Annotated in this window: 25 protein-coding genes; 16 read left to right on the top strand and 9 right to left on the bottom strand. The window is 72.0% G+C overall.

What is annotated here, in order from left to right:
* Positions 1-162 precede the first annotated feature (162 nt).
* Positions 163-1,074 carry a tRNA (adenosine(37)-N6)-dimethylallyltransferase MiaA gene (gene miaA / locus ACGFIZ_RS09690; protein WP_393417546.1) on the top strand — a complete coding sequence of 304 codons (912 nt, stop codon included), beginning with the start codon at positions 163-165 and terminating at the stop codon, positions 1,072-1,074.
* A 7-nt stretch (positions 1,075-1,081) separates the two neighbouring features.
* Positions 1,082-1,930: a diaminopimelate epimerase gene (gene dapF, locus ACGFIZ_RS09685; RefSeq protein ID WP_393417544.1), complete on the top strand. Its 849-nt coding sequence runs from the start codon at positions 1,082-1,084 to the stop codon at positions 1,928-1,930.
* Between the two features lie 145 nt (positions 1,931-2,075).
* On the opposite strand, the gene ACGFIZ_RS09680 is transcribed toward dapF, so the two are convergent.
* Positions 2,076-3,548 (bottom strand): NAD-dependent malic enzyme, encoded by a 1,473-nt coding sequence (locus ACGFIZ_RS09680; protein ID WP_393417541.1) that lies wholly within the window; start codon positions 3,546-3,548, stop codon positions 2,076-2,078.
* A 199-nt stretch (positions 3,549-3,747) separates the two neighbouring features.
* Here ACGFIZ_RS09680 and hflX point away from each other — a divergent pair, with 199 nt between their 5' ends.
* The gene (gene hflX, locus ACGFIZ_RS09675; protein WP_393417538.1) at positions 3,748-5,196 is read left to right on the top strand and encodes a GTPase HflX; all 1,449 of its coding nucleotides are present in this window, start codon (positions 3,748-3,750) and stop codon (positions 5,194-5,196) included.
* Between the two features lie 108 nt (positions 5,197-5,304).
* Positions 5,305-6,963: a hypothetical protein gene (locus ACGFIZ_RS09670; protein ID WP_393417536.1), complete on the top strand. Its 1,659-nt coding sequence runs from the start codon at positions 5,305-5,307 to the stop codon at positions 6,961-6,963.
* A gap of 105 nt (positions 6,964-7,068) precedes the next feature.
* Here ACGFIZ_RS09670 and lexA read toward each other — a convergent pair whose 3' ends face one another.
* Positions 7,069-7,854: a transcriptional repressor LexA gene (lexA, locus tag ACGFIZ_RS09665; RefSeq protein WP_393417534.1), complete on the bottom strand. Its 786-nt coding sequence runs from the start codon at positions 7,852-7,854 to the stop codon at positions 7,069-7,071.
* A gap of 577 nt (positions 7,855-8,431) precedes the next feature.
* Between lexA and nrdR the strand changes: the two genes are divergently transcribed.
* The 5 genes from nrdR (at position 8,432) to ACGFIZ_RS09640 (ending at position 16,177) form a co-directional block, all read left to right on the top strand.
* Entirely contained in the window at positions 8,432-8,944 is a 513-nt protein-coding gene (nrdR, locus tag ACGFIZ_RS09660) for a transcriptional regulator NrdR (protein ID WP_393417532.1), read from the top strand.
* A 78-nt stretch (positions 8,945-9,022) separates the two neighbouring features.
* Positions 9,023-14,245 carry an adenosylcobalamin-dependent ribonucleoside-diphosphate reductase gene (locus tag ACGFIZ_RS09655; RefSeq protein ID WP_393417530.1) on the top strand — a complete coding sequence of 1,741 codons (5,223 nt, stop codon included), beginning with the start codon at positions 9,023-9,025 and terminating at the stop codon, positions 14,243-14,245.
* A 100-nt stretch (positions 14,246-14,345) separates the two neighbouring features.
* Positions 14,346-14,774 (top strand): hypothetical protein, encoded by a 429-nt coding sequence (locus ACGFIZ_RS09650; RefSeq protein WP_393417528.1) that lies wholly within the window; start codon positions 14,346-14,348, stop codon positions 14,772-14,774.
* Positions 14,756-15,190 carry a type II toxin-antitoxin system VapC family toxin gene (locus tag ACGFIZ_RS09645; protein ID WP_393417526.1) on the top strand — a complete coding sequence of 145 codons (435 nt, stop codon included), beginning with the start codon at positions 14,756-14,758 and terminating at the stop codon, positions 15,188-15,190. Before ACGFIZ_RS09650 ends, ACGFIZ_RS09645 begins: the two co-directional genes overlap by 19 nt.
* A 51-nt stretch (positions 15,191-15,241) precedes the next feature.
* Complete coding sequence (locus ACGFIZ_RS09640) at positions 15,242-16,177, top strand: DUF2332 domain-containing protein (protein ID WP_393417524.1); 936 nt, start codon at positions 15,242-15,244, stop codon at positions 16,175-16,177.
* Positions 16,178-16,190: 13 nt separating this feature from the next.
* Here ACGFIZ_RS09640 and ACGFIZ_RS09635 read toward each other — a convergent pair whose 3' ends face one another.
* The gene (locus ACGFIZ_RS09635) at positions 16,191-16,400 is read right to left on the bottom strand and encodes a helix-turn-helix transcriptional regulator (protein WP_393417522.1); all 210 of its coding nucleotides are present in this window, start codon (positions 16,398-16,400) and stop codon (positions 16,191-16,193) included.
* 368 nt (positions 16,401-16,768) lie between these two features.
* On the opposite strand from ACGFIZ_RS09635, the gene ACGFIZ_RS09630 reads away from it, so the two are divergent.
* From ACGFIZ_RS09630 to ACGFIZ_RS09620, 3 genes are all read left to right on the top strand, one after another.
* Positions 16,769-16,948 carry a hypothetical protein gene (locus ACGFIZ_RS09630; RefSeq protein ID WP_393417520.1) on the top strand — a complete coding sequence of 60 codons (180 nt, stop codon included), beginning with the start codon at positions 16,769-16,771 and terminating at the stop codon, positions 16,946-16,948.
* 211 nt (positions 16,949-17,159) lie between these two features.
* On the top strand, positions 17,160-17,351 hold the full coding sequence (locus ACGFIZ_RS09625) for a hypothetical protein (RefSeq protein WP_393417518.1): 192 nt from the start codon (positions 17,160-17,162) through the stop codon (positions 17,349-17,351).
* Between the two features lie 97 nt (positions 17,352-17,448).
* Positions 17,449-18,090, top strand: a complete 642-nt coding sequence (locus tag ACGFIZ_RS09620; RefSeq protein WP_393417516.1) for a class I SAM-dependent DNA methyltransferase — start codon at positions 17,449-17,451, stop codon at positions 18,088-18,090.
* Positions 18,091-18,254: 164 nt separating this feature from the next.
* Here the strand turns inward: ACGFIZ_RS09620 and ACGFIZ_RS09615 are convergent, their stop codons facing one another.
* The 5 genes from ACGFIZ_RS09615 to ACGFIZ_RS09595 all read right to left on the bottom strand — a co-directional run bounded on the left by ACGFIZ_RS09615 (position 18,255) and on the right by ACGFIZ_RS09595 (position 22,428).
* Positions 18,255-19,013, bottom strand: coding sequence for a class I SAM-dependent methyltransferase (locus ACGFIZ_RS09615; RefSeq protein ID WP_393417514.1), 759 nt, complete (start codon positions 19,011-19,013; stop codon positions 18,255-18,257).
* Positions 19,014-19,143: 130 nt separating this feature from the next.
* Positions 19,144-19,281: a hypothetical protein gene (locus tag ACGFIZ_RS09610; RefSeq protein ID WP_393417512.1), complete on the bottom strand. Its 138-nt coding sequence runs from the start codon at positions 19,279-19,281 to the stop codon at positions 19,144-19,146.
* Between the two features lie 136 nt (positions 19,282-19,417).
* Positions 19,418-20,836 (bottom strand): TfuA-like protein, encoded by a 1,419-nt coding sequence (locus tag ACGFIZ_RS09605; protein ID WP_393417510.1) that lies wholly within the window; start codon positions 20,834-20,836, stop codon positions 19,418-19,420.
* A 33-nt stretch (positions 20,837-20,869) separates the two neighbouring features.
* Positions 20,870-22,018, bottom strand: coding sequence for a YcaO-like family protein (locus ACGFIZ_RS09600; RefSeq protein WP_393417508.1), 1,149 nt, complete (start codon positions 22,016-22,018; stop codon positions 20,870-20,872).
* Positions 22,019-22,197: 179 nt separating this feature from the next.
* Positions 22,198-22,428, bottom strand: coding sequence for a hypothetical protein (locus ACGFIZ_RS09595; RefSeq protein ID WP_393417506.1), 231 nt, complete (start codon positions 22,426-22,428; stop codon positions 22,198-22,200).
* 123 nt (positions 22,429-22,551) lie between these two features.
* Between ACGFIZ_RS09595 and ACGFIZ_RS09590 the strand changes: the two genes are divergently transcribed.
* The gene (locus tag ACGFIZ_RS09590) at positions 22,552-22,794 is read left to right on the top strand and encodes a DUF5522 domain-containing protein (RefSeq protein WP_393417504.1); all 243 of its coding nucleotides are present in this window, start codon (positions 22,552-22,554) and stop codon (positions 22,792-22,794) included.
* An 82-nt stretch (positions 22,795-22,876) separates the two neighbouring features.
* On the top strand, positions 22,877-23,425 hold the full coding sequence (locus ACGFIZ_RS09585; RefSeq protein ID WP_393417503.1) for a hypothetical protein: 549 nt from the start codon (positions 22,877-22,879) through the stop codon (positions 23,423-23,425).
* A gap of 83 nt (positions 23,426-23,508) precedes the next feature.
* On the opposite strand, the gene ACGFIZ_RS09580 is transcribed toward ACGFIZ_RS09585, so the two are convergent.
* Positions 23,509-24,192: a metal-dependent transcriptional regulator gene (locus ACGFIZ_RS09580; protein WP_393417501.1), complete on the bottom strand. Its 684-nt coding sequence runs from the start codon at positions 24,190-24,192 to the stop codon at positions 23,509-23,511.
* 98 nt (positions 24,193-24,290) lie between these two features.
* Here ACGFIZ_RS09580 and ACGFIZ_RS09575 point away from each other — a divergent pair, with 98 nt between their 5' ends.
* Complete coding sequence (locus ACGFIZ_RS09575) at positions 24,291-25,139, top strand: sulfurtransferase (RefSeq protein WP_393417499.1); 849 nt, start codon at positions 24,291-24,293, stop codon at positions 25,137-25,139.
* A gap of 87 nt (positions 25,140-25,226) precedes the next feature.
* The gene (locus ACGFIZ_RS09570) at positions 25,227-26,408 is read left to right on the top strand and encodes an acetoin utilization protein AcuC (RefSeq protein WP_393417497.1); all 1,182 of its coding nucleotides are present in this window, start codon (positions 25,227-25,229) and stop codon (positions 26,406-26,408) included.

The raw sequence follows: 26,408 nt of genomic DNA, 5'->3' as shown, positions 1-26,408 counted from the left end.
AGCGCGAGGAGTGAGCTTGCGAGCCCCGCAGTCGCGAACGAAAGGTGGGCCCTGTGAGCGCGAGGAGTGAGCTTGCGAGCCCCGCAGTCGCGAACGAAAGGTGGGCCCTGTGAGCGCGAGGAGTGAGCTTGCGAGCCCCGCAGTCGCGAACGGAGGGCAGCAGTGACGGGCACGGTCGTCGCGGTGGTCGGGCCGACCGCGGCCGGCAAGTCCGCGCTGAGCGTCGCGCTCGCCCACGCCCTCGACGGCGAGGTGGTCAACGCCGACTCGATGCAGCTCTACCGGGGCATGGACATCGGCACGGCGAAGCTCACCCCGGCCGAGCGGCAGGGGGTGCCGCACCACCTGCTGGACATCTGGGAGGTCACCGAGCCGGCCAGCGTCGCCGAGTACCAGCGGCTGGCGCGGGCGGCGGTCGACGACATCCTCGCCCGGGGGAAGGTGCCGCTGCTGGTCGGCGGCTCCGGGCTGTACGTGCGGGCGGTGCTGGAGCGGTTCGAGTTCCCCGGCACCGACCCGGAGCTGCGCGAACGGCTCGAACGGGAGTTGGCCGACGCCGGGCCGGCCCCGCTGTACGCGCGGTTGCGGGAGGCGGACCCGGCGGCGGCGGCCGGCATCCTGCCCGGCAACGGGCGGCGGATCGTGCGGGCGCTGGAGGTGATCGAGCTGACCGGCGCCCCGTTCACCGCGTCGCTGCCGGAGCCGGCCCCGTACTACCCGTCGGTGCAGCTCGGGGTGGACATGGACACCGCGCTGCTGGACGAGCGGATCGCGCTGCGGGTGGACCGGATGTGGGCCGACGGCCTGGTCGCCGAGACCCGGGACCTCGTCGGCCGGGGCCTGCCCGGGGGCCGGACGGCCAGCCGGGCGCTCGGCTACCAGCAGGTGCTGCGCCTCCTGGCCGGCGAGCTGACCGAGGCGGAGGCGCACGACGAGACCGTGCGGGCGACCCGGCGCTTCGCGCGCCGGCAGCGCTCCTGGTTCCGCCGCGACCCGCGGATCCACTGGCTGGACCCGGCCGCCCCGGGATTTGCCGAGACCGCCCTGCGCCTGGTCACGGTGGGTGCGGAATGATGGGGGCGTGGAGTTCACCAAGGGCCACGGCACCGGCAACGACTTCGTCATCCTGCCCGATCCGGACGGCACGCTCGACCTGACCCCCGGCCTGGTGGCCGCGCTCTGCGACCGGCGGCGCGGGCTGGGCGGGGACGGCGTCCTGCGGGTGGTCCGGGCGGCGAAGCACCCCGAGGGCGCCGGCCTGGCCGGCGAGGCCGAGTGGTTCATGGACTACTGGAACAGCGACGGCTCGTTCGCCGAGATGTGCGGCAACGGCGCCCGGGTCTTCGTCCGCTACCTCGTGGCGACCGGTCTGGCGACGCCCACCGGCGGGGCGCTGCCGGTGGCCACCCGGGCCGGCGTCGTGCGGGCGCGCGTCGAGGGGGAGTCCGTCGCCGTCGAGATGCGCCGCCCCCGGCTGTACGACACGGCGACCGCCACCCTGGGCGGGCTGACCCTGCCCGGCACGGCGGTGGACGTCGGCAACCCGCACCTGGTCTGCGCGCTGCCGGCCGGGCTGGAGCTGGCGTCGCTGGATCTCACCCGGGCCCCCGACGTCGACCCGGCGGCCTTCCCGAGCGGGGTGAACGTCGAGTTCACGGCCCCCGGCGGCCCGGTCGAGGGCGCCGCGGCGCACGCGCTCATGCGGGTGTACGAGCGGGGCTCCGCCGAGACCCTGTCCTGCGGCACGGGCGCGTGCGCGGTGGGTGCGGTGGCGCTGCGCGACGCCGGCCTCGACACGGGCACGGTGGCGGTCGACGTGCCCGGCGGCCGCCTCACGGTCACCGTGACGACCGACACGTGCTGGCTGTCCGGCCCGGCGGTCCTGCTGGCCACCGGCGACCTGGACGCGACTGCCCTCCCGTCGACGTAGCCCATCCACCCCTCCCGCCCGGCCCGCCCTGACCCGACCCGCCTCGTTGATCAAGAGGTTTGCGTCGGAATCCGGCCCTCGGATGACGCAAACCTCTTGATCAACTGTCCGTACGGTGGCCGGCGGGGGGCCGGCGTGCGGTGGGTCACGGGTTGGCGGACGCCTCGGCGGCCAGCTCCGGGAGGTCGGCCGGGCCCGGGTCCGCGGCCGGGGGCGGGGTGGCCCCCGGGTTCTGGGCGGCGGCACGGACGGCCGCGGCGACCGCCGGGGCGACCCGGGAGTCGAAGACGCTCGGGACGATGACCGTCGGGTTGATCTTGTCCTCGCCGACCACGTCCGCGATGGCCCGGGCCGCCGCGATCGCCATCTCCTCGGTGAACTCCTCGGCGTGCGCGTCGAGCATGCCGCGGAACACGCCCGGGAAGGCGAGCACGTTGTTGATCTGGTTCGGCTGGTCCGAGCGGCCGGTGGCGACGACGGCGGCGTGCTTGCGGGCCTCCCGCGGGTCGACCTCCGGGTCCGGGTTGGCCAGCGCGAAGACGATCGCGTCCTTGGCCATCGCGGCGATGTCCTCGCCGGTGAGCAGGTTCGGCGCGCTCACCCCGATGAACACGTCCGCGCCCCGGACCGCCCCGGGCAGGTCCCCGGAGTAGTTCTCCTTGTTGGTGTTCTCCGCCAGCCACTGCCAGGCGGGGTTCAGGTCGGTCATCCCGCGGTGCAGCGCGCCCTGCCGGTCGTACGCGATGATGTCGCCGACGCCCTGGCGCAGCAGCAGCTTCATGATCGCGGTGCCCGCCGCGCCGGCCCCGGAGACGACCACCCGGACGTCCGCCAGCTGCTTGCCCACGACGCGCAGCGCGTTGGTCAGCGCGGCCAGCACGCAGATCGCGGTGCCGTGCTGGTCGTCGTGGAAGACCGGGATGTCCAGCGCGTCGCGCAGCCGGGCCTCGATCTCGAAGCAGCGCGGCGCGGCAATGTCCTCCAGGTTGATCCCGCCGTACGCGGGCGCGATCGCCTTGACGATCGCCACGATCTCGTCGGTGTCCTGGGTGTCGAGCACCACCGGCCAGGCGTCCACCCCGCCGAAGCGCTTGAACAGGGCCGCCTTGCCCTCCATCACCGGCAGCGACGCGGCCGGCCCGAGATTGCCCAGGCCCAGCACGGCCGAGCCGTCGCTGACCACCGCGACCGTGTTGCGCTTGATGGTGAGCCGGCGGGCGTCGGCCGGGTTCTCCGCGATCGCCTGGCACACCCGCGCCACCCCGGGGGTGTACGCGCGGGACAGCTCGTCACGGGTGCGCAGCGCCACCTTCGAGCTGACCTCGATCTTGCCGCCGAGGTGCAGCAGGAACGTCCGGTCGGAGACCTTGCGGACGTCCACCCCGTCGAGCGCGGTCAGCGCCTCCACCACCTGGTCGGCGTGGCCGGCGTCGGCGGTGTCGCAGGTCAGGTCGACCAGCACGTGGGTCGGGTCGGAGTCGACGACGTCCAGCGCGGTGACGATCGCCCCGGCCTCGCCCACGGAGGTGGTCAGCCGGCCGATCGAGGAGGCGTCGGCGGGCACGGCGATCCGGATGGTGATCGAGAATCCCGCACTCGGAAGTCGGGTGATGGCCACTGCGGATCCCTCCGTCGACGCTGGGTCGTCATGTCGTTCGCATTTCTACCCGCTCTGCGAGGTCGCGCCGCATTCGACCCCGGTTCCGGTGATGCATTCGACGGGCATATAGCGGGTGCGTCGGGCGTTGGCACATGTCAGGATTGCTGACACGCGCCAGAAACACCCGGCGCGGGACACAACGGACAGGAGACACAGCTTGCGAGACCAGGAGACCTACGTTCACCTCGAGGACGACGAGCTCGACGTCACCACCGGCGAGTACGAGCTGTCGGAGCGGCAGGCGTTGCGGCGGGTCCCGGGCCTCTCCACCGAGCTGACCGACATCACCGAGGTCGAGTACCGCCAGCTCCGGCTGGAGCGGGTCGTCCTCGTCGGCGTCTGGACCGAGGGTACCCAGGCCGAAGCGGAGAATTCCCTCACCGAGCTGGCGGCGCTGGCCGAGACGGCCGGCTCGCAGGTGCTCGAGGGGCTGATCCAGCGCCGCAACCGCCCCGACCCGGCCACCTACATCGGCCGGGGCAAGGTCGACGACCTGGGCGCGGTGGTCCTCGCCACCGGCGCCGACACCGTGATCTGCGACGGCGAGCTGTCGCCGTCCCAGCTGCGCAACCTGGAGCAGCGCACCAAGGTCAAGGTGGTCGACCGCACCGCCCTGATCCTCGACATCTTCGCCCAGCACGCCAAGAGCAAGGAGGGCAAGGCGCAGGTCGAGCTGGCCCAGCTGGAGTACCTGTTGCCCCGGCTGCGGGGTTGGGGCGAGACGCTGTCCCGGCAGACCGGTGGTTCCGGCCGCGGCGGCGGCGCCGGCGGCGGCGTGGGCCTGCGTGGGCCCGGTGAGACCAAGCTGGAGACCGACCGGCGCCGGATCCGGCACCGGATCGCGCGGCTGCGCCGCGAGATCAAGGGCATGACGACGGTACGGCAGACCAAGCGCGCCCGCCGCTCCCGCAACGCCGTCCCGGCGGTGGCCATCGCCGGGTACACCAACGCCGGCAAGTCCAGCCTGCTCAACCGCCTGACCGGGGCCGGGGTGCTGGTGGAGAACGCCCTGTTCGCCACCCTCGACCCGACGACCCGCCGGGCGACCGCGGCCGACGGCCGGGTCTACACCCTCTCCGACACGGTCGGGTTCGTCCGGCACCTGCCGCACCAGATCGTCGAGGCGTTCCGCTCGACGCTGGAGGAGGTCGCCGACGCGGACCTGGTGGTGCACGTCGTCGACGGGACCCACCCCGACCCGGAGGAGCAGGTCCGGGCGGTCCGCGAGGTGCTGGCCGAGGTCGGCGCGGACCGGCTGCCCGAGCTGCTGGTGGTCAACAAGACCGACGCCGCCGACGAGGAGACGCTGCTGCGGCTCAAGCGGCTCTGGCCGGACGCCGTGTTCGCCTCCGCCCATTCCGGGCAGGGGATCGACGAGGTGCGGGCGGTGATCGAGCAGCGGCTGCCCAGCCCGGCCGTGGAGGTCCGCGCGGTGCTGCCGTACGACCGGGGTGACCTGGTCGCCCGGGTGCACCGGCAGGGCGAGGTGCTCAGCGCCGCCCACCTGCCGGAGGGGACGCTGCTGCACGTACGCGTCGGCGAGGCGCTCGCCGCCGAGTTGGCCCCGTACGCCGCGGAGGAACGCCTCGTCGCCCACGCCGGGTGAGACCGCCCGGCGGCACCGGGTCGTCGCCGACGACCCGGTGCACCGTGGCCGCCGGGGTCGATGTCCCGGCGGAACGTGGCGGTAATCCCGGCATGCGACACTGACCCCATGCGCCGCGCTGTTTCCTCGGTCACGGTCACGGTTGCCCTCGGCGTGCTCGGGGCGACCGTGGCGGTTCCCGGAGTCGCCCTGGCCGCCCCCGCCGCGGGGGCCGCGCCCGAGCCCGGCAAGAAGCGCTGCACGGTGACCGACGAACGGCTGCGGGAGCTCTCCGGCCTGGTGGCCACGAAGAGCGGTTACATCGTCGTCAACGACTCGTCGCAGATCGAGGCGCGTAAGCGGGTCTTCTTCCTCGACAGCAAGTGCAAGCCGGCGAAGGAGCCGGTCCGGTACTCGGGCAACGGCCCCTTCGACACCGAGGACCTGGCGCTGTCCCCGGACGGCGAGACGCTCTGGATCGCCGACACGGGGGACAACATCACCAGCACCCAGCGGCGCGAGCGGGTGGCCGTGTGGAGCATGCCGGTCGACGGCTCGGAGAGGCCGGTGCTGCACCGTCTCTCGTACCCCGAGGGCAAGCCGCACGACGCCGAGGCGCTGCTGATCGGCGACGACAACAAGCCGCTGATCATCACCAAGGTCGCCAGCGGCAAGGCCGAGATCTTCACCCCGTCCGGGAAGCTGAAGAGCGGGGACACCGACCCGGTCCCGATGACCAAGGTCGGCGAGGTCTCGCTGCCGAAGACGAACACCCCGAACCTGCTCAACACCATCGGCCGGGTCGCCATCACCGGCGCGGCCCGCTCGCCGGACGGCAGCAGGGTGGTGCTGCGCACGTACGCGGACGCCTTCGAGTACGACGTCGCCGGCGGGGACATCGTCGGGGCGCTGACCAAGGGCAAGCCCAAGGTCACCCAGTTGACGGATCCGTTCGGTGAGGCGATCTCGTACACCACCGACGGCAAGTCGTTCGTCACCGTCTCCGACGGCGGCGAGCTGGCCGAGGACGATCCCATCGAGATCCTGGCCTACACCCCCTCGACGAAGGGGGCGGAGGCGCTGGCCGGCGACGACGGCGGCCCGCCGAAGCCGACGGCGCAGAAGTCCTGGATCGAGGGACTGAGCCTGAACGAGATCACCTATCTGATCGCGGCCGTCGGCGTGATCGGCGCGCTCATGGTGGGCGCGGGTGTCGTCGGCATCCTGCGGGCCCGCAGGCGCCCGGCAGCCGACCCGAAGGGCGGCGCCGACCCGGCCGAGTGGGACGGCGGCGCGGGCGGCCGTTACCCCGACCAGCCTCCCCGCAGGCGCGACGGTTCCCCGGACGGTGACGGCGGGCGTGGCGGTGTGTACGGCGGGGCGGCCGGCGGCGGCTACGGCGGCGCCGCGGCGGGCCCCGGCCCCGCCCGGGGCGCGTCGGGCGGGGTGTACGGCGGTGGCCGACCTGCCGGTGGCCCCCAGGGCGGCCGGCCAGCCGGCGGCGGCCGTCCCGAGAGCGGGGGCGTCTACGGCGGTGGTCGGCCCGCGGGCGGCGGCGTGTACGGCGGCGGCCAGCCCGCGGCCCGGCCTCCGGCGGGTGGCCGTCCCGCCCGGGGCGGACAGCCCGGTGGCGGCGGTGGGGCCTACGGTGGTGGCCGGCCCGAGCCGCCGCGCGCGGCGGGCCCGCGGGACCCACGCCCGGGACGGCCGGGCGATGGCGGTTGGGACGACGGCCGGGGGGGCTACGGCCCGCCTCCGGGCCGTGGGCACCGGGGCGACCGGCACTGACCGGCACCCCGCCCCCGGCGATCTTGCACTTTCGACCCCCGGTATGAACCATCTGCCCGGCTCGCCTGGGCGCGAAGTGCAAGATCGCGCTGCGCTCGCAGGCGGTCAGATCCGGCGCAGGACCGCGACGACCCGCCCCATGATGGTGGCGTCGTCGCCGGGGATCGGGTCGAAGGCCGGGTTCTGCGGCATCAGCCAGACGTGACCGTCCCGGCGCCGGTAGGTCTTCACGGTCGCCTCGCCGTCGAGCATCGCGGCGACGATCTCGCCCGAGTCGGCGGTCGGCTGCTGCCGGACCACCACCCAGTCGCCGTCGCAGATCGCGGCGTCGAGCATCGAGTCGCCCTTGACCTGGAGCATGAAGACCTCGCCCTCGCCGACCAGCTCGCGGGGGAGGGGGAAGACGTCCTCCACCGCCTGCTCGGCGAGGATCGGCCCACCGGCGGCGATCCGGCCCAGCATCGGCACGTACGCGGGGGTGGGCCGCTGGGAACGGCGCGCCTCGTCGTCGAGCGCGTCGCCGGGGGTTCGCACGTCCACCGCGCGCGGGCGGTTCGGGTCGCGGCGCAGGAAGCCCTTCTTCTCCAGCTCCTTGAGCTGGTAGGCGACGCTGGACGGGGAGACCAGGCCGACGGCCTCGCCGATCTCGCGGACGCTCGGCGGGTAACCGTGCCGCTCGACCCAGGTGCGGATGAACTCCAGGATGCGGCGCTGGCGGGCGGTGAGGTCGATCGCGGCCGGGTCGGGGAACGAGCTGACCACGGGGGTGACCGGGCGCACGGCGGGCTGGCCCGTGCGGCTGCGGGCGGCGCGGGGACGCCGAGCGGCCGGGGGACCCGCCTCGGCGCTCTGCTGCGGGTTCTTCGGCCGGCTGGCCCGGTCCTCGGTCACGTCCGTCCTCCCTGGTCGGCGCTCGGATGCCCCGGCGGCTCGTGGTGCGTGCGAAAGGGTGTGCGACCGTTCCGGCGGTGGCTCGCCGGCGCGGTTGTTCTTGACCGTATAGGTGAGATCGGTCATTTTCAAACATCTGTACGACGTTCTTCGGCGTGTCGGACCGGAAAAGCGAGATATCCGAACGCCTGTTCTGGTAAATGGTACGCGGCTCTCGTACATCAGTTCGAGATCCGGGGTGCCGTGTCCGGTTGTGATCGGCCGGTCCGGCGGGCGTGTCCGGGGGCAGTCGTGCCGCGTTGGGGGTTTCGGCGGCGAGCGGAGGGGAGAAGAGCGGACGTGATCCTGGCGACTCGCCGGACACGCCGTTCAACTTGACCTCGGTTCGCCGGACGCCTACGGTCGACCCCTAGATGTAGTAGTCACATGGGCGTAAGTCGCCTACAGGTTGGGTTCAACTACCGACCGCACTTCCCGCTACCGCACCCGGTGGCGATCCCCGCGCGGGGTCGGCGCCGCGGTTCGGCGTGCCCGAGGGCGGCCGGTACCGCCCGCCGTCGATGAAGGAGGTCTGGCGATGCGGTGCCCCTACTGCCGGCACGCCGACTCGCGGGTGGTCGACTCGCGGGAGGCCGACGACGGCCAGTTGATCCGCCGGCGGCGGGCGTGCCCGGAGTGCGGCAAGCGGTTCACCACCGTCGAGGAGGCGGTGCTCGCGGTGGTGAAGCGCAGCGGGGTGACCGAGCCGTTCAGCCGCACCAAGATCATAGGTGGGGTGCGCAAGGCGTGCCAGGGGCGGCCGGTCGACGAGGACTCGATCGCCCTGCTGGCCCAGAAGGTCGAGGAGACCGTCCGGGCCAAGGGGGCCGCCGAGCTCCCCAGCCACGAGGTGGGGCTGGCGATCCTAGGCCCGCTGCGGGACCTGGACGAGGTGGCGTACCTGCGCTTCGCCAGTGTCTACCGCTCGTTCGACTCCCTCGCGGACTTCGAGCGCGAGATCGAGACGTTGCGCGCCGCCGCCCGTGCCCGGGAGGGCGCCGGGGCGGAGGGCCACGCCGAGGCGGCGGGGGCCGCCGGGCGTACCAATTGATTTTTCTGGTTTCTGACAGTGGGACGCGCGGTGGGTGACCGCGCAGACGAGGGGGCGGATGACATGGCGGGGGACGGCGTGACAGCAAGTCGGTCGCGGGCGAAGGCCGGCGCGGGACTCAAGGTCGAGCGGGTGTGGACGACCCAGGGGGTCCACCCGTACGACGAGGTGACGTGGGAGCGTCGCGATGTCGTGATGACGAACTGGCGGGACGGCTCGATCAACTTCGAGCAGCGCGGGGTCGAGTTCCCCGAGGCCTGGAGCATCAACGCGGCCAACATCGTGACCACCAAGTACTTCCGGGGCGCGGTGGGCACCCCGGAGCGGGAGTGGTCGCTCAAGCAGCTGATCGACCGGGTGGTCAGCGCCTACCGCACGGCCGGCGAGGAGCACGGCTACTTCGCCACCCCGGCCGACGCCGAGGTGTTCGCGCACGAGCTGACCTGGATGCTGCTGCACCAGGTGTTCAGCTTCAACTCGCCGGTCTGGTTCAACGTGGGCACGCCCTCGCCGCAGCAGGTCAGCGCGTGCCTACCGTACGACTCTCTGGTCAGCACTCCGAGCGGCCTCGTGCCGATCGGCAAGCTGGTCGAGGACAACGCCGTCGGGGCCAAGGTGTACGACGGCAACGGCCTGACCCGGATCGTCGCCGTCAAGGCCAACGGGGTGCGCGAGGTCATCCGGCTGCACACGAAGGCGGGCTACACGCTCGACGTCACCCCGGACCACGTGGTGTGGAAGAGCACGGGCCAGGGCACGGGCCGGTGGGTCGAGGCCGGCACGCTGGAGCCCGGCGACAAGCTGGAGTGGCACCGCACGTACGCCTACGGCGAGGACGAGATCAGCCTGCGGGAGATCCGGGAGGCCGCGCTCGCCGGCTGGCTGCAGTCGGACGGGTTCGTGGGTCAGTACGACGAGGGCACCAACCGGTCGCTGACGATCGAGGCGATGACGGTCAACGACGACGAGTCGGACTGGGTCACCGGCGCGCTCGACGAGGTGTTCGCCGACGCGCACCGGCACGAGCGCGCGGTGGTTACGCAGAGCGACGAGCTGGACTGTCGACGTACCCGCCTCTACGGCGAGCACCTGCGCCCGTTCGTGGAAAAGTGGGGCCTGCTCACCCGCGGCGTGGACATGGAGGTGCCGAAGCCGCTCCTCACGGCGCCGCTGCCGGTCGTCGCGGCGTACCTGCGCAGCATCTTCCAGGCCGAGGGCTACGTCTCGGCGCGCGAAAGCTCGACGCTCGTGGCCGTGGACATGATCTCCGAGAAGCTGATCCGTGGCGTGCAGAGCCTGCTGCTGCGATTCGGAATCTTTGCCCGCGTCGGGTACAAGGCCGACCCGCGCCCGGACCGCAAGGGCTGCTGGTCGGTGCGGATCCAGAACGACGGCGACCGGGATCTCTTCGCCACCCACATCGGATTCGTCGGCGCCGAGAAGATGGCCAAGCTTGACGCGAGCTTCGCCATGCCGGGCCGGCCGGCCGCCGACACCAAGCGGCTGGAGATCGACCGCGTCGAGCCGCTCGGGGCGATGGAGGTCTACGACATCCAGACCGAGAGCGGCGAGTTCCTGGCCGGCAACCTGCGGGTGCACAACTGCTTCATCCTGGCCGTCGACGACTCGATGGACTCGATCCTCGACTGGTACAAGGAGGAGGGGCTGATCTTCAAGGGCGGCTCCGGCTCCGGCGTGAACCTGTCCCGGATCCGCTCCTCCCGGGAGCTGCTCTCCTCCGGCGGCACCGCCTCCGGCCCGGTCAGCTTCATGCGCGGCGCCGACGCGAGCGCGGGGACCATAAAGTCCGGCGGGGCCACCCGGCGCGCGGCCAAGATGGTCATCCTCGACGTGGACCACCCGGACATCGAGGAGTTCGTGGTCACCAAGGCGCGCGAGGAGGACAAGATCCGCGCGCTGCGGGACGCCGGCTTCGACATGGACCTCGGCGGCGCCGACATCGTCAGCGTGCAGTACCAGAACGCCAACAACTCGGTGCGCGTCTCCGACGAGTTCATGAACGCGGTGGAGAACGGCGGCGGCTTCGACCTGCGCGGCCGGCTCGACGGGCAGACCATCGAGACGATCGACGCCAGGAAGCTGTTCCGCACCATCTCCCACGCCGCGTGGGAGTGCGCCGACCCGGGCCTGCAGTACGACGACACCATCAACGACTGGCACACCTGCCCGGAGACCGGGCGGATCACCGCGTCGAACCCGTGCTCGGAGTACCTGCACCTGGACAACTCCTCGTGCAACCTGGCCTCGCTCAACCTGATGAAGTTCCTCCGCGCCGACGGGGGCTTCGAGGTGGAGAAGTTCGTCAGGAGCGTCGAGTTCGTCATCACCGCGATGGACATCTCCATCTGCTTCGCCGACTTCCCGACCGAGAAGATCGGCGAGACCACCCGCGCGTACCGGCAGCTCGGCATCGGGTACGCCAACCTCGGCGCGCTGCTGATGGCCTCCGGCCTGCCGTACGACTCGGACCAGGGCCGCTCGCTGGCCGCCGCCATCACCTCGCTGATGACCGGCACCGCGTACCGCCGTTCCGCCGAGTTGGCTGGCGTCGTCGGCCCGTACGACGGCTACGCCCGCAACGCGGAGCCGCACAAGCGGGTCATGCGCAAGCACGCCGCCGCCAACGACGGGATCAAGCCGGCCGGCACCGTGGCCACCGCCATCCAGCGGGAGGCCACGAAGCAGTGGACGCAGGGCAACAAGATCGGTGACAAGTTCGGCTGGCGGAACTCGCAGGCCAGCGTGCTCGCCCCGACCGGCTGCCTCACTCCGGACACGCTGGTCACTACCGACCGTGGGCTGATGCGCCTCGGCGAGATCGGCGACGTCTACGGCGACCGCTGGCAGGACATCGACATGCAGGTGTCCACCGACGAGGGGGCCCGACGCGCCACCAAGTTCTTCGTCAACGGCGAGGAGCCGACCCGCCGCGTGGTCACCGAGGGCGGTTACTCGATTCAGGGCACCCTGGCCCACCGGATCAAGGTGGTCGATCAGCAGACCGGTGAGTGGGTGTGGAGGCGGATGGCGGAGGTCAACCCGGGCGATCTCGTGCCGATCCAGCTCGGCACGCTGGTCGGCGAGCCGCGGCGGGTGCCGCTGCCGGTGCTCGACCAGGCGTACTACGCCGGTGACCGGCGGCTGCATGTGCCCGACGCGGTCGACGGGGACCTGGCCGAGCTGGTGGGCTACTTCATGGGCGACGGCAGCCTGCACGCCAAGGGCGTCCGTTTCTGCGTCGCCGACACCGACCTCGATGTCGTCGAGCGGCTCCGGGTCCTCGGCAAGGCGCTCTTCGGCCTGGAGCCGGTGGTGACGGCACAGGCCGGTTACCACGAGGTGACCCTGCAGTCGGTGCGGCTGGCCCGGTGGTGGCAGGCGGCCGGCTTCGCCAAGACGCTTCCGGACGCCGACCACACGGGCAAGGGTTGGTCGCCCCGGGTGCCGTCGGCGATCCTGGAGTCCAACGACGTCACGGTGTACGCGGGCTTCCTGCGCGGTCTCTTCGAGGCCGACGGGACGGTCGCGGGCGGGGTGCCGTCGGTGTCCACCTCGAGCGAGTCCTTCGCCGCCGAGGTGCGTACCGTGCTACTCGCCCTCGGGATGGCGACGACCACCCGGCGTACGACCAGCGGCATGGGCTCGGACATGTGGCAGGTCCGGCTGCGCAACGTGGAGCACGCGATCGCGTTTGACGAGATCGTCGGCTTCGTCGGTGACCGGAAGGCGCGCCTGCTGGTCACCGAGCCGGCCCAGACGGGCAACCGGGACCGGATCCACCTGTCCGCGCAGGTGTGGGACCTGCTGGTGCCGGCCGGGCACGAGCTGCGCGACGCGGTGCTGCAGTCGCTGCGCAGGACCGGCGGCGTGCCTCGGGCGGTTGCGGTTCGACTCTTCGCCGAGACCGGCGACGCCCGGCTCGGCCAGGCGCTCGGGTACCTGTTCGAGAGGGTCGCGGCGAACGAGGACGGCGGCGTCCAGCCGACCTACGACCTGTCGGTGCCGGCGAACGTCACCTACGTGGCGTCGGGCTTCGTGAGCCACAACACCATCGGCCTGATGATGGACTGCGACACCACCGGCGTCGAGCCGGACCTGGCGCTGGTCAAGTTCAAGAAGCTTGTCGGCGGCGGCTCGATGCAGATCGTCAACCAGACCGTCCCGCGCGCCCTGCGCAGCCTCGGCTACCCCGAGGAGCAGGTCGAGGCGATCGTCGAGCACATCGCCGACCACGGGCACGTCGTGGACGCCCCCGGCCTCAAGCCGGAGCACTACGCGGTCTTCGACTGCGCCATGGGCGAGCGGTCCATCGCGCCGATGGGTCACGTGCGGATGATGGCGGCCGTCCAGCCGTTCATCTCCGGCGCCATCTCCAAGACGGTCAACATGCCGGAGCAGGCGACCGTCGAGGACGTCGAGAAGATCTACTTCGAGGGCTGGAAGCTCGGCCTCAAGGCGTTGGCGATCTACCGGGACAACTGCAAGGTCGGCCAGCCGCTGTCGGCGGCCAAGAAGACCAAGGCCGTCGAGACCCCGGCCGCCGAGGTCGAGAAGGTGGTCGAGAGGGTCGTCGAGTACCGGCCGGTGCGCAAGCGGCTGCCGAAGAAGCGGCCGTCGGAGACGATCTCCTTCTCCGTCGGCGGCGCCGAGGGCTACCTCACCGCGTCGTCGTACCCGGACGACGGCCTCGGCGAGGTCTTCCTCAAGATGTCCAAGCAGGGCTCGACCCTGGCGGGCGTGATGGACGCCTTCTCGGTGGCGATCTCCATCGGTCTCCAGTACGGCGTCCCGCTGGAGACGTACGTCAGCAAGTTCACCAACATGCGCTTCGAGCCGGCCGGCATGACCGACGACCCGGACGTGCGGATGGCCGCCTCGGTGATGGACTACATCTTCCGTCGCCTGGCCCTGGACTTCCTGCCGTACGAGCGCCGCGCGGAGCTGGGCATCTTCACCGCCAAGGAGCGGGCCGCGCAGCTTGCGGCCGAGGCGGAGGCGGAGGCGAACGGTGCGGACCTCACCGCGATGGCCGCCTCCGCACCGGTCGAGGCCAAGCCGGAGGAGCCGAAGGCCGGCGCGGTCGTCCAGCCCGCGCGGGAGGTGGCGGACGCCGCCGCCACCAAGCCGGCCCCGTCGGTGGGTTCCAGCACCGAGTTGCTGGAGGCCGTCCTGGGCAAGGCCGCGGACGCGCCGCTGTGCTTCACCTGCGGTACGAAGATGCGACCGGCCGGTAGCTGCTACGTCTGCGAGGGCTGCGGCTCCACCAGCGGCTGCAGCTGACCTGCACTGAATGACGGCGACCGCCCGACCCCTGGAGAGGGGCGGGCGGTCGCCCGTCATCTTGCTTGGATGTCGTTGCCACCGGCGGTAGCATCGACTCGTGAGCGCCGAACCTCTTCCTCCGTATCCGTCGTCCGAGGAGGACGCCGCAGAATCTCCCGGGTCCACGGAACTCTCCCGTTTGATGTCGGAGATGCTCGATGCGATCCACGACATGGGGAAGGCTTCGCCGGAGTTCAGGGCTGAGGCGGAGCGGCTACTGGCCGGCGGTGCGCGCGAGCGAGGTCGGCGGCTCCGGTTGGGCGGTCGCGCCCGCAAGGTGAGCGTGTCGATGCCCGAAGACCTCACGGCCGCCGTGCAGCAGCGGGTCGGGCGTGGCGAGTTCAGCCAGTACGTCACCGAGGCCGTGGCCCGGCAGCTCGAGTTGGATCTCCTCGGGGAACTCGCGGAGTTGCTGGAGGGGGAGTACGGGCCGATCTCCGACGAGGCACTGACCGAGGCGAGGAATTCGTGGCCAGACGCCCGGTAGGTGCGGGCGGCGCGCTCGTCCTGGACAGCGAAGGACTGGTCAAGCTCTCGGCGGGAGATCAGCGGGTTCGTGCGTTCCTCCAGATCGCGCACGAGCGCGGCGCCAGGGTCGTCGTCAGCGCCGTGACCCTGACCGAGGTGCTCCGGGGTGGCCCCCGCGACGCGGCCGTCCATCGGGTCCTGTCGCGGATCACGGTGGCGCCGGTGAGCCCGGAACTCGGCCGACGTGCCGGCGAACTGCTCGGGGAGGCGGGGCTGTCCGGGCACCGGCGCGCGATCGACGCGCTGGTCGCGGCGACCGCCCTGGAACTCTCCCGCCCGGTGGTGCTGTTGACCAGCGATCCGGATGACCTGAGCAGGCTGGTCGACGAGCCGGACCGGCCCAAGGAGCAGCGGGTCGCCGTCGTTCACGTGTGACCTGCCGCGTCGAGGCTGTTCGGCGTCGGCGATGACTGCGACGATCCAGGCATGACGATCGCCGCGGGGTTCATCGAGTTCGCCAGGCGCGAGACGCGCGGCGTCTCGCCCGCGTACGAACGGCTGTCGCTCGCGGTCTCCCGCGACGACGAGCTGCTGGCCCTGCTCGGTACGCTCCCGCCGGCCAAGTGGCAGCCGAACGTGCTGTTCGGCGTCGTCCGGTTCCTCGGCGGCCCGGTCGACGAGCCAGGCGCGTTCCGCGAGTACACGCTCGCGAACTGGCCGGCGGTCGAGGCGCAGCTACGCGTCCGCGTCACGCAGACCAACGAGGCCGGCCGGTGCGCCGTGCTGCTGCCGGTGCTCGCCGCGCTGCCGCAGCCGCTCGCGCTGCTGGAGGTCGGCGCGTCCGCCGGGCTGTGCCTGTATCCCGACCGGTACGCCTACCGTTACGGCGATCACCTGGTCGGCTCCGGCGAGCCGGTTCTCGACTGCGCGGCGACCGGCGTGCCGCCGCCGGGCGGCGTACCGCAGGTGGTGTGGCGGGCGGGGCTCGACCTGAACCCGCTCGACGTGACCGATCCCGCGGACGTCGCGTGGCTCGACGCCCTCATCTGGCCGGAGCACGCGCACCGCCGCGCCCGGCTGCGAGCGGCGGCGGCCGTCGCCGCGGCCGAGCCGCCACTGCTGGTACGCGGCGACCTGGTGGACGACCTGCCCGCGCTGGCCGCGCGGGCACCCGCCGACGCGACGCTGGTGGTGTTCCACACCTCCGTGCTCTACCTGGTGCCGGCGCCGCGGCGGCAGGCGTTCGCCGCACTGGTACGCGAGCTGCCCGGCCACTGGGTCGCGAACGAGGCCCCGGAGGTGCTGCCCTACGCGGGGCTGCCGGAACCGCCGGGCGACGCGCTGCACCACGTGCTGGCGCTGGACGGGACGCCGCTCGCCTGGACCCGGGGGCACGGGCAGGGGATCACCTGGTTCGCGTGACGCGGCCGGCGGATCAGCGGTCCTCGTCGCCCTCTGTGGGGCGGGGCGGTCTGTTGTGCCGGGCCCACTCGTCCACCTCGTCGGCGTCCCAGACCGTCATCCCGATCAGGCGGGCGACGGGTTCGGGGAAGCCGGGCCTGCGGGTGATCTGCAGAACCCGCTGACGCGTAACGCCGAACAGGGCGGCCAACTCGCCAGGCCCGTACAAGCGCGGTCGCTTCACGGACTGAAGGTAGGCGCGACACGCCCTTTACGATTGTCACTTACAGATTGACAACCGATCCGTGTGCGGTGTTTGCTGAACTCGGTTCTGCCGGTCTGACCGCCGGACGCGATGACCAAGAGGTTTGCGTCAGGCCAGAGATCGACTCTGACGCAAACCTCTTGATCGTCGGCGGAGGGCCGGATGCCCAAGCGTGTGTCGTACGACGAGTACCTGCTCGCGGCGGCGTTGACCTTCGCCCGCCGGCACCGGCCGGTCTGGTCGTGGCGGCGGTGGCGACGGATCTGCCGCTGTGGTGCCGAGTTGCCGTGTCGGGCTCGTCATCGGATTCCGCTGTCACGGGGTCACTGGCCAGGGGAGGAGCATGAGTGAACGAGGAGCAGTCGCGGCAGATCCTCGCGGTCCATCTGCCCGGACTCGACGGCCTCTGTTGCGGCTGTCGCTGGTGGTGGGCGCGGCTGGTGCCGTACCCCTGTTATCAGGCCGACTGGGCCGCGCGTTGCCTGGCGCGCGCCGCGACCAGGCGCTTCCTGGACGGTCTACGATGACGACGCACGGGCCGGTCCTTCCACTGGGGACGTGCGGTGGCTGCGATGCGCCGTGGCCGTGCGAGACGCGCCGACAGGAACTGCGGGCGGCGTTCGACGGCACTCCCGTTTCGCTCGGCCTCTATATGGGCTCGTATCTCGTCTCGGCCGCCGAGGACCTGTTCTGGATGCCGGCCGGGACGTTGCACCGACGGTTCCTGGGGTGGGTCCGGTGAGCCTGATCCGACCCGGCGACGAGCGCTTCCACTACAGCGACAACTCGCACCGGTGGATCCCGCCCGACCCCGACTTCGACCAGGAGGTGTGGAACGAGATGGTTCGCCAGCACAAGGAGCAGCACCTGCACGAGCTGCGGCGGCGTCCGGGTCGGGGTGCGCGTCGGGGTCACTCTTGGGAGCGATGATCGACACCAGGTCGGCGGCATGGGGGTATCCGGAGTAGGTGGATACGGCAATGTCGGCGACATGGCGAGGTGGGCAGGCCGGGTAGGGTCGCCGATCATGGGGGAGCCGAGCTGGCTGCGGGAGACCCGGGCGGCGTACGACACGGTGGCCGTCGACTACGCCCGGCTGATCGATCACGTGGAGGGAGCGGGCGGGCCGCTGGACCGGGCGATGCTGGCCGCGTACGCCGAGACGGTCGGCGCCGCCGGGCCGGTCGTCGAGGTCGGCTGCGGCACCGGGCGGATCACCGCACACCTGCGCGACCTGGGCCTGGACGTCGCCGGGATCGACCTGTCCCCGGGGATGGTCGCGGTGGCCCGCGACGCCTGGCCGGGGCTGCGCGTCGCCGTCGGCTCGATGACCGACCTGCCGCTGCCCGACGGCGGCCTCGCCGGCCTGGTCGCCTGGTACTCGATCATCCACCTGCCGCCGGAGCTGCTGCCCGGGGTGTTCGCCGAGTTCCACCGGGTGCTGGCCCCGGGCGGCGAGCTGCTGCTCGCGTTCAAGGCGGGTGACCGGCGCATCCGACTGGAGCAGGCGTACGGGCACGTCGTCTCCTACGACGTGCACTGGCTGCCCCCGGAGCGGATCGCCGCGCAGCTGGCCGACGCCGGGTTCACGGTGCACGCGCGCCTGGTCCGCGAGCCGGAGGGCTACGAGAAGAGCCCCCAGGCGTTCCTGATGGGGCGCCGCCGGTGAGCGTCGCGGCGGCGACACCGTCCACTCGACGTCGGGCAGCCGCAGCCGGCTCGACCCCCGCATGCCGACCAGCGTGAAACACCCAAGCCCAACCAAGCCGACAACGCCAAACCCCTGGTCAACCACCCTGACCAGCCGAGCTTGACAACCGCCGCTTACGTTGGTCAGCCCAGTCGGAGGGTGGCCGTGTACATCGGAAAGGCGTCGTCCTCGTCGAGGTCGCAGAGCGTCCAGCCGGTGCCCTCGGCCAGTCCGCCCAGCTCCTGCGGGGAGAGCAAGAGCAAGTCGAACCAGTCGCTGCTGACATCCTCGAAGCGGGCCCGCATCCGGTACTGACCAAACATCCGGCCGGCGGCGACGTTGCCTTCGCCGTACCGCTGGTGGGCGGCGTGGGTGAGGCGGTACGGGTTTATTCCGGTCCCGATTATCCGGGCGCCGGACCGTGCCAGCCGGGTCAGCGAGGAGAGGATGTGACGACCCGCGGCGCGGCTGCCCAACAGACCGAGGTTGCCGCCCAGCAACAGGAAGGTGTCAAAGGTGCCCAGCTCGGCGGGGAGCGCGCCCAGATCGGCGAGTTCGACATCAACGCCGAGGGAATGGGCCACGGCGACCATACCGGGCGAGTTGTCGACGCCGCGGACGTCGAGTCCCCGCCGCATCAGCGCCCGTGCATGCCGCCCGGCTCCGCAACCGAGGTCGAGGACCATCCCGGTAGCCGCCAGCGGGGCACGCCGCTCGACCTCGGACCAGGTGGTGTCCTCAGACAGGTAGACCGCGGCGTCGTTGACGGTCAGCATCCCGTCGTCGCGCTCGAGCACCGCATGGGCGATCCCGGCATAGGACCCTGCGCGGTGACACGCCTGGACCGCCGCCCCGATGGCGTCACCGCCGGCGGGCGCGACCGTCGTTCTCGTCGTTGTCATGGCGACCTCTCTCAATCCGGAGTGGAGGTGCCAGGGCGCGCTCAGTCGCGCCCTGGCACCAGCGGGCCGCCATGATGGTCAGTGCCCGCACCTCGGCTCGGTCGTCGGACCGGACTCGGATGAGCCGGACTTAGCCGTCGATGAGGTCCTCGACCGAGGCGCTCACCTCGTTGGTCACGTAGTACTTGGCGATCTCCTCGGCGCGCCTGCCACCGGAAAAGATCTCGTCGAGTTCGGCGTCCGAGGGCGTACCAGTCGTCTTGATCATGGATCTTCCTTTCGTAGCGGCGGCCGCCGTCCGATTCCGGGGCCAACTGTTATGTGGTTACTGCGGTGGTGCCGTTTTCGGTAGAACCCGTGGCGGCTGGTTCCCGGCACCAGCCGGGTGACCAGGGCCGGAGGCGTCACCTGTGCGACAGGTGCGCGCCGTGAGTGCCATCGTCGGACCGAAGGGAAGTGCCGTCGCCATACCGGAAGAAGAGGTAGTACGGCTTGGCCGCCGCGATCACGCTGTCGACGGCGCCGAGACCGCGGTCCAGGGCCGCCAGAGGCAAGTCCTCGCGCGTGGTCTCCCAGCATGTGGCCACCATGTCTAGCACAAGATCGTCGTTGATCGCTGCGATGCTGAGACCGTCCCGCTGTGCGGTGATCCTGTCGTTGATCTCCCAGGCCCGGTCGTTGAGGTCTCCGGCGTTCGCCCAGGCGGGCTGCGTCCGAGCCCAGGCCAGCGCCGCCTCGTCCGGCAGCACTCCCGGGCCCCAGCGATAGCTACGCACCAGGAACCTGACGAGCTGTTCCCGGACGGACAGCCGGGACCTCTCCCCCGCGGTAGTCCACTCCTTGAGGAACGGCAGCTTGGCGGCACCCCCGGGCCATCGATAGAAGCCCCGGTGCGCACCGTGCCGCAGCGCGGTCTCCGTGGTGTCGCCGGCCGGCTCGGCTCCTCGATCGCCGCACTGTGCACGACATTCTGCCGCGATCCTCTCCAGCACGAGCTCTTCGTAGCGGCGGGGATAGTCCTCCCCCATAAGCTGCATGACTCGCAGCCGGTTGATATCGGCCGTACGCGCGCCCGGGTCGCCCGCCGCACGGCCGGCCGCGGCGATCTCCCAGACGTGCAGGTAACTCGTCCGTGCGCAGCGCTCCGGCAGCACCGGAGCGGTGGTGTCACGCTCCGGCATCCCGGTCATAACCTTGATCAGGGCCCAGGCGTCGTCCCGCTTGGGATCCTGGCGGTGGCTTCTGCAGTACCGCATGAGCTCCTCCGCCCGCGCCGCCGGCATCCCTATCGAGGTGGCGAGCGACGGAAGCAGGCCGTAGGACCGATCCGAGAAGTGCCGCCGAGACAACGCACTGACCAGATCGTCGCACTCCGCTTGATCGCACACGCCGTTCCCGACCGCCAGTGCGAGCGTGGCCCTCATCGCCACGAGCGTCTCGGATAGCGGCCGGAAATCCTCCTCAGCCGGGCTGTGCAGGAGGCAGACCTCGTCGTCGGCCTCCAGCTCACCGTCCCGGTATGCGGCGAATATCCCGCCGATCCCGACCATCCCGAAGGGATGCAGCTCCACGGCGCGCAGGGCGCCCATGCTCGACGCGCCGAAGACACGAACGCCGCGGTCGAGCAGTAGCAGAATCTCCTTGTGCCGGACGGCACCGACCTGGTGAAAATAGCCGTCGATAATGCCTACGACGTCGCCGGCGCGCAGGTCGCTCCGGAGCAGATCGCAGGCGGCGACCGGCGGCAGCACTTTTATACCGGTGTCGCGCAACAGATCGGCCGCGCCGGGCAGGGTAGGCCCGACATGAAGAATACGTTGCACTCTTTCCTCGTCTCTCAACGTTTCCGAGACAGTTCAGTGAAGTGCCTTGTATCGCATTCCAGGGCACACCGCCAGCGCCACGGGGACACCTATGTCGTCGCGGGTGAGATTCACGTAGACAGGCGGGGCGCCGGTCGAATTCAGGATTCGACCGGTGACCTCGCGCACCTCTTCGGCGGTGTCAGAAATGCACACAGATTCCACGGCGGTGAAATCGAGCCGGTCACTCTCGTATGACGGTCGCGCCGCCGGCGGCGTGCCTGTCGATCGGTAAGGCTTCTTGCCAAGGTCGTCGCGCGATCCGGCTATGGCGGTCGTCCGCGATTGAGCCGCCTCCGTCAGCGCCCGGGAAAGCGCGACCGCGGCGTCGAGATGCGAACCGATCCCACGAAACGATACGGGGAAGGCATCGTCCCAGATAATCGCGTCGAAGGTCGGCACGGCAACCTGACTCGGCAGCCGGCGCACGCTGACGTTCACCCCCGCGACGCCGAACAGCTCCAGGGTGGTGCGGACAGACGGCGCATCGACCGTGGACAGGTCCAGCTTCTGTGGCCGCGACCCGTCGCCGCCGAACGCCGCCCGGACGATCGCGTCGCGCTCGATCACCTCGTACATGCCGTGCAGCAGCGCTTCGTCGAGTGTGTTCCCGCTGGCCAGGCCGTTGCTGCTCGGGTAGAACAGGGGTGGCTCCCAGGTCCGGGAAACCCGTCCGTCCAGGACGAGTAGTTGCGCCGGCACATGGGTGGGAGTCCCGGTGTCCACGCTCTGGGCCGGCAGCCACGTCACGCGGCAGTCGTCGTGCAGGAAGTGCCGCTCGGCGAGGGTCAGCTCCTCCGGGTCATAACCGAGCCCCGGACGCATTTCCCCGACAGTGGCCTCCGTGGACGGCAATGCGGGGCGCTCCGCATGCCATACCTCAATGCCCTCCATGACTGCGGAGATTCGCGCGAGCAATGGAGTGACGCCTTTTCCCTGAGAAACCGACAGCGACCAGCTGTTGGGCCGTATAGCCTGATAGACTGAAATGCCGATGGTATCCAGCCAGGTTACGTCGGCAATCCTGGTGATGCCCACTCTGGGCAACACCGGCTTAATCCATTCCCAGGTCTCCTCGGGCGCCTTTGTCCGATGAGTTCCGTCTACTATGACCTTTTTTGTTCGCGCAGCCGGGACAAGCAAGTGGCCTCTCCCCCTAGGTCAATGCAAGAACGAAAAGGACCCTTGCGACCGATGTTCAAAAGACTATTGGCTGCGATGCGAATCCGTCAAGGGGCGTTGCTGGCGAACATGCGACGAGGGACTAAGAACTTGATCAATGAGCCGTGGCGCGATCCGCACCGCTCTAGCCGAATTGCTGCCTAACCAGCCCGAACGGCCCGCGCCGGCCGTACCCGTTGGCGCAGGCGGTCCGCGTGGAGATCTCCGGCAAGGTCGCAGACCACCTCGCCGCCCGCGCCGACCTCGGCGAAGCCGAGCAGCACGCCCTGCGCCGAGGCCCCCCGGCGCGGCCAGGGCCACAGCCTGAGAAGGTGCCGCACCCGCGCCCACGTCTCCGTCCGCGCCCCGGCCCGGGCCCGAGCCGCAGCCACCCGCCGCAGTAGCAGGATCACCCCCCCCCGGGCGGATCACCCGCAACGGCCGGCGCCGACCGGGCGGCGATCGCGGCGGCCTTCGCCCGCCACGGCTGACCGCCCCTTCCCTACACTGCGGCGGTGAGTGGAGAGCGGCTGCCGCTGGCGCCCCGGCCGTTGACCGAGCCGCACCCGTCCCGGCTGCCGCCGGAGCACCCCGGCCGGGAGCGCGTCCTGGCCGCGCACGCCGCCGCCCTGGCCGCCGGGGAGGCCGGCTACCTCGACCCGGACACCGGGCTGTTCGTGCTCACCGCCGGTTTCCTGGCCCGCCGCGGCACGTGCTGCGGGCGCGGCTGCCGGCACTGCCCGTACGTCGACGACTGAGGGCTTCCGTCCACGGCGGACACCCCGTACGGTGTGCGACGGACACCCGGCGGAGATCCGCCGACGAGTGCGGAGGTTGGGCGTGCACGGGCGGATCGCTCTCGCCGGCGTGGCGGTGCTGCTGGTGTCGGGTTGCGCCGAGGAGGCCGGGCAGGTCGCGGTGCCCCGCGCCGAGCCGGTGTCGGTGGACCTCCCGGCGGCGTCCTCGGGCGGCGCGTGCCGGCTGTTCGACTTCGCCGTGATCGAGGAGCACACCGGGACGCGTTTCGACGTGGCGGCGTCCAGCGAGCGCGGCGACACGCACACCTGCGTGGTGCGGGCCGAGCAGGCGCTGCTGCCCGAGTTGACCCTCACCGTCACCGAGACGTCGATCGACGTGGCGACCTTCACGGCCGACGTCCAGCCCAGCGGGGCGCGCAAGGTCGGCATGCTGGGCCAGGTCGCCTACCAGCGGGTCGCTGCCGCAGGCGGCAAGCACGGGCCGGTCGCCGAGGTCGGCTGGCTGGCCAAGGAGGACCGGCTGGCCGTCCTGCGCTGGACCCTGCCGAAGAGCGCCGACCGGGCCGCCGCCGACGAGCTGGCCGGCAAGCTGGTCGCCCTCGCGAAGACGGTCGACACCAGAGCCCTGTGAGCGGCGCCCCCGGCCGGGGACGGACGGGGGCGCGTCAGCGGGCGGGCGGAGACGGACCGGGGCGCGTCAGCGCGGGCGGGCGGTCAGCGGGCGGCGACGAAGACCCGGGAGGCGACCTCGCGGGGCAGCCGGATCCGCTCGGCGCCGGAGCGGTCGATGAACACGCCGTCCCGCTCCTGGGCCACGGTGACCGTGGCGCCCGGGTCGACGCCGGCGGCGTGCAGCTGCCGCAGCACGTCGGAGTCGGTCTGCACGCTCTCGCAGATCCGCCGGACCACCACGGGGCCGGAGAGCCCGGGGAACGCCAGATTGCGCTCGCCCTCGCTGCCGTCGGCCTGCCTCTCGCCGTCGCCCAGCTCCTCCAGCCCCGGGATCGGGTTGCCGTACGGGGAGCGGGTCGGGCGGTCGAGCAGCTCGTAGACCCGCTTCTCGACCGCGTCGCTCATCACGTGCTCCCAGCGGCAGGCCTCCTCGTGGGCCTCCTCGTAGGGCATCCCGATGACGTTGACCAGCAGCAGCTCGGCGAGCCGGTGCTTGCGCATCACGGAGACGGCGGTGCTGCGGCCCAGCGGGGTCAGCGCCAGGTGCCGGTCGCCCTCGACGGTGAGCAGGCCGTCGCGCTCCATCCGGGCGACGGTCTGGCTGACGGTGGGACCGCTCTGGCGCAGCCGCTCGGCGATGCGGGCACGCAGCGGCGGCACACCCTCCTCCTCCAGCTCGAGGACGGTGCGCAGGTACATCTCGGTCGTGTCGACCAGGTCATTCACGTCAGCGGACCTCCCAGAGGCCGATCGTACCCCGGCCGTCCGACGCCACCTCGCGGCGAAACGCGAGGTGCCGTACCGGATGGTGTTGACTGGACGCCATGTCCGGTACCGAGGAACTGTTGGTCGAGGCCGACCGGCTCGCCGCCTGGCGCGACTCCGCCGACCCACCCGCCCTGCTCGACGTCCGGTGGCGCCTGGCCGGCCCGCCCGGCCGGGAGGACTACGCCGCCGGGCACCTGCCCGGCGCGGTCTTCGTCGACCTGGACACCGAGCTGTGCGGGCCGCCGGGTGCGGCCGGCCGGCATCCGCTGCCCGACCCCGCCGCGCTGGAGGCCGCGCTGCGGGCCGCCGGCGTCCGCGCCGGCCACCCCGTCGTCGTGTACGACGGCGGCGACGGGATGGCCGCCGCCCGCGCCTGGTGGACGCTGCGCTGGGCCGGCCACCGGCAGGTACGCCTGCTGCACGGCGGCTTCCCCGCGTGGGTGGCCGCCGGCCTGCCCGTCTCCACCGACGTGCCGGCCCCGGCGCCCGGCGACGTGACCGTCCGCCCCGGGGAGCTGCCGGTGCTCGACACCGCCGAGGCCGCGGCGCTGGCCGCCGCCGGCGACGGGGTGCTGCTCGACGTGCGGGCCGCCCCGCGCTACCGGGGCGAGACCGAGCCGATCGACCCGGTCGCCGGGCACGTGCCGGGCGCGGTGAACCTGCCCGCCGGGGAGTACGTCGGCCCGGACGGCCGTTTCCCGGCGGCCGAGGCGCTGCGCGAGCGGTTCGCCGCCGCCGGGGTCGCCGACGGCGCGCCCGTCGGGGCGTACTGCGGCTCCGGGGTGACCGCCGCGCAGGCCGTGCTGGCCCTGCACCTGGCCGGCCGTCCGGACGCCGCCCTCTACGTCGGCTCCTGGAGCAACTGGGTGGCCGACCCGTCCCGCCCGGTCGCCACCGGCGGCTGACCGTCCGGCCGGGCCGCCCCGGGCCGACCCGGCCCGGGGCGCCCGCATCGGGTGAGGGCTGCCGGCGGGCGTGCGACGATGGGCCGCATGTCCGAGGACACGGTGGTGGTGTGGGACGAGGCCCTGCTCGCGTACGACATGGGTGATCATCCGCTCGACCCGGTCCGGGTGGAGTTGACCATGGCGCTCGCCCGGGAGTTGGGCGTCCTCGACCGCCCCGGGGTGCGACTGGTCAAGCCGGAGCCGGCGGACGACGCCCTGCTGACCCGGGTGCACGATCCGCGCTACCTGGACGCCGTCCGGGCCGCCCCGCGCGACCCCCTGTTCGCCGGGTTCGGGCTCGGCACCTCGGACAACCCCGTGTTCGACGGGATGCACGAGGCCAGCGCGCTGATCACCGGGGCCAGCGTCGCCGCCGCCGAGGCGGTCTGGCGCGGCGAGGCCCGGCGGGCGGTCAACGTGGCCGGCGGGCTGCACCACGCGATGCCTGCCCGGGCCGCCGGCTTCTGCGTCTACAACGACCCGGCGGTGGCCATCGCCCGCCTGCTGGACCTGGGCGCGCAGCGGGTGGCGTACGTGGACGTGGACGTGCACCACGGCGACGGCGTGCAGGACATCTTCTGGCACGACCCGCGGGTGCTCACGGTCAGCCTGCACGAGACGCCGCTCGCGCTGTTCCCCGGCACCGGGTTCCCCGACGAGACCGGCGGGCGCGGGGCGGAGGGCAGCGCCGTCAACGTCCCGCTGCCGCCGGGGACGGACGACGCCGGCTGGCAGCGGGCGTTCCACGCGATCGTCCCGTCGGTGCTGCGGGCGTTCCGGCCGCAGATCCTCGTCACCCAGTGCGGCGCGGACGCCCACCGCCTCGACCCGTTGGCCGACCTGCACCTGTCCGTCGACGGGCAGCGCGCCACCTACCTGGCGCTGCGGGCGCTCGCCGACGAGCTGTGCCAGGGCCGCTGGGTGGCCACCGGCGGCGGCGGGTACGCGCTGGTCGAGGTGGTCCCGCGGGCATGGACCCACCTGCTGGCGGTGGCCACCGGCGCCCCGCTCGACCCGGCGACGCTGACCCCGCCCGGCTGGCGGGGGCTGGTCGCCGCCCGCCGCCCCGGCCGGCAGGTGCCGCTGCGGCTGACCGACGACGCCCACCCGGGGTACGTGCCGTGGCAGCCGACGGGGGAGCCGAACTCGGTGGACCGGGCGATCGCGACCACCCGCAGGTCGGTGTTCCCGCTGTTCGGGCTCGACCCGTACGACCCGCGCGACTGA

The organism is Micromonospora sp. NPDC048830 (assembly GCF_043198215.1).
GTDB lineage: Bacteria > Actinomycetota > Actinomycetes > Mycobacteriales > Micromonosporaceae > Micromonospora.
The sequence above is the reverse complement of the archived record's forward strand: the minus strand, read 5'-3'. Positions and strand labels throughout refer to the sequence as shown.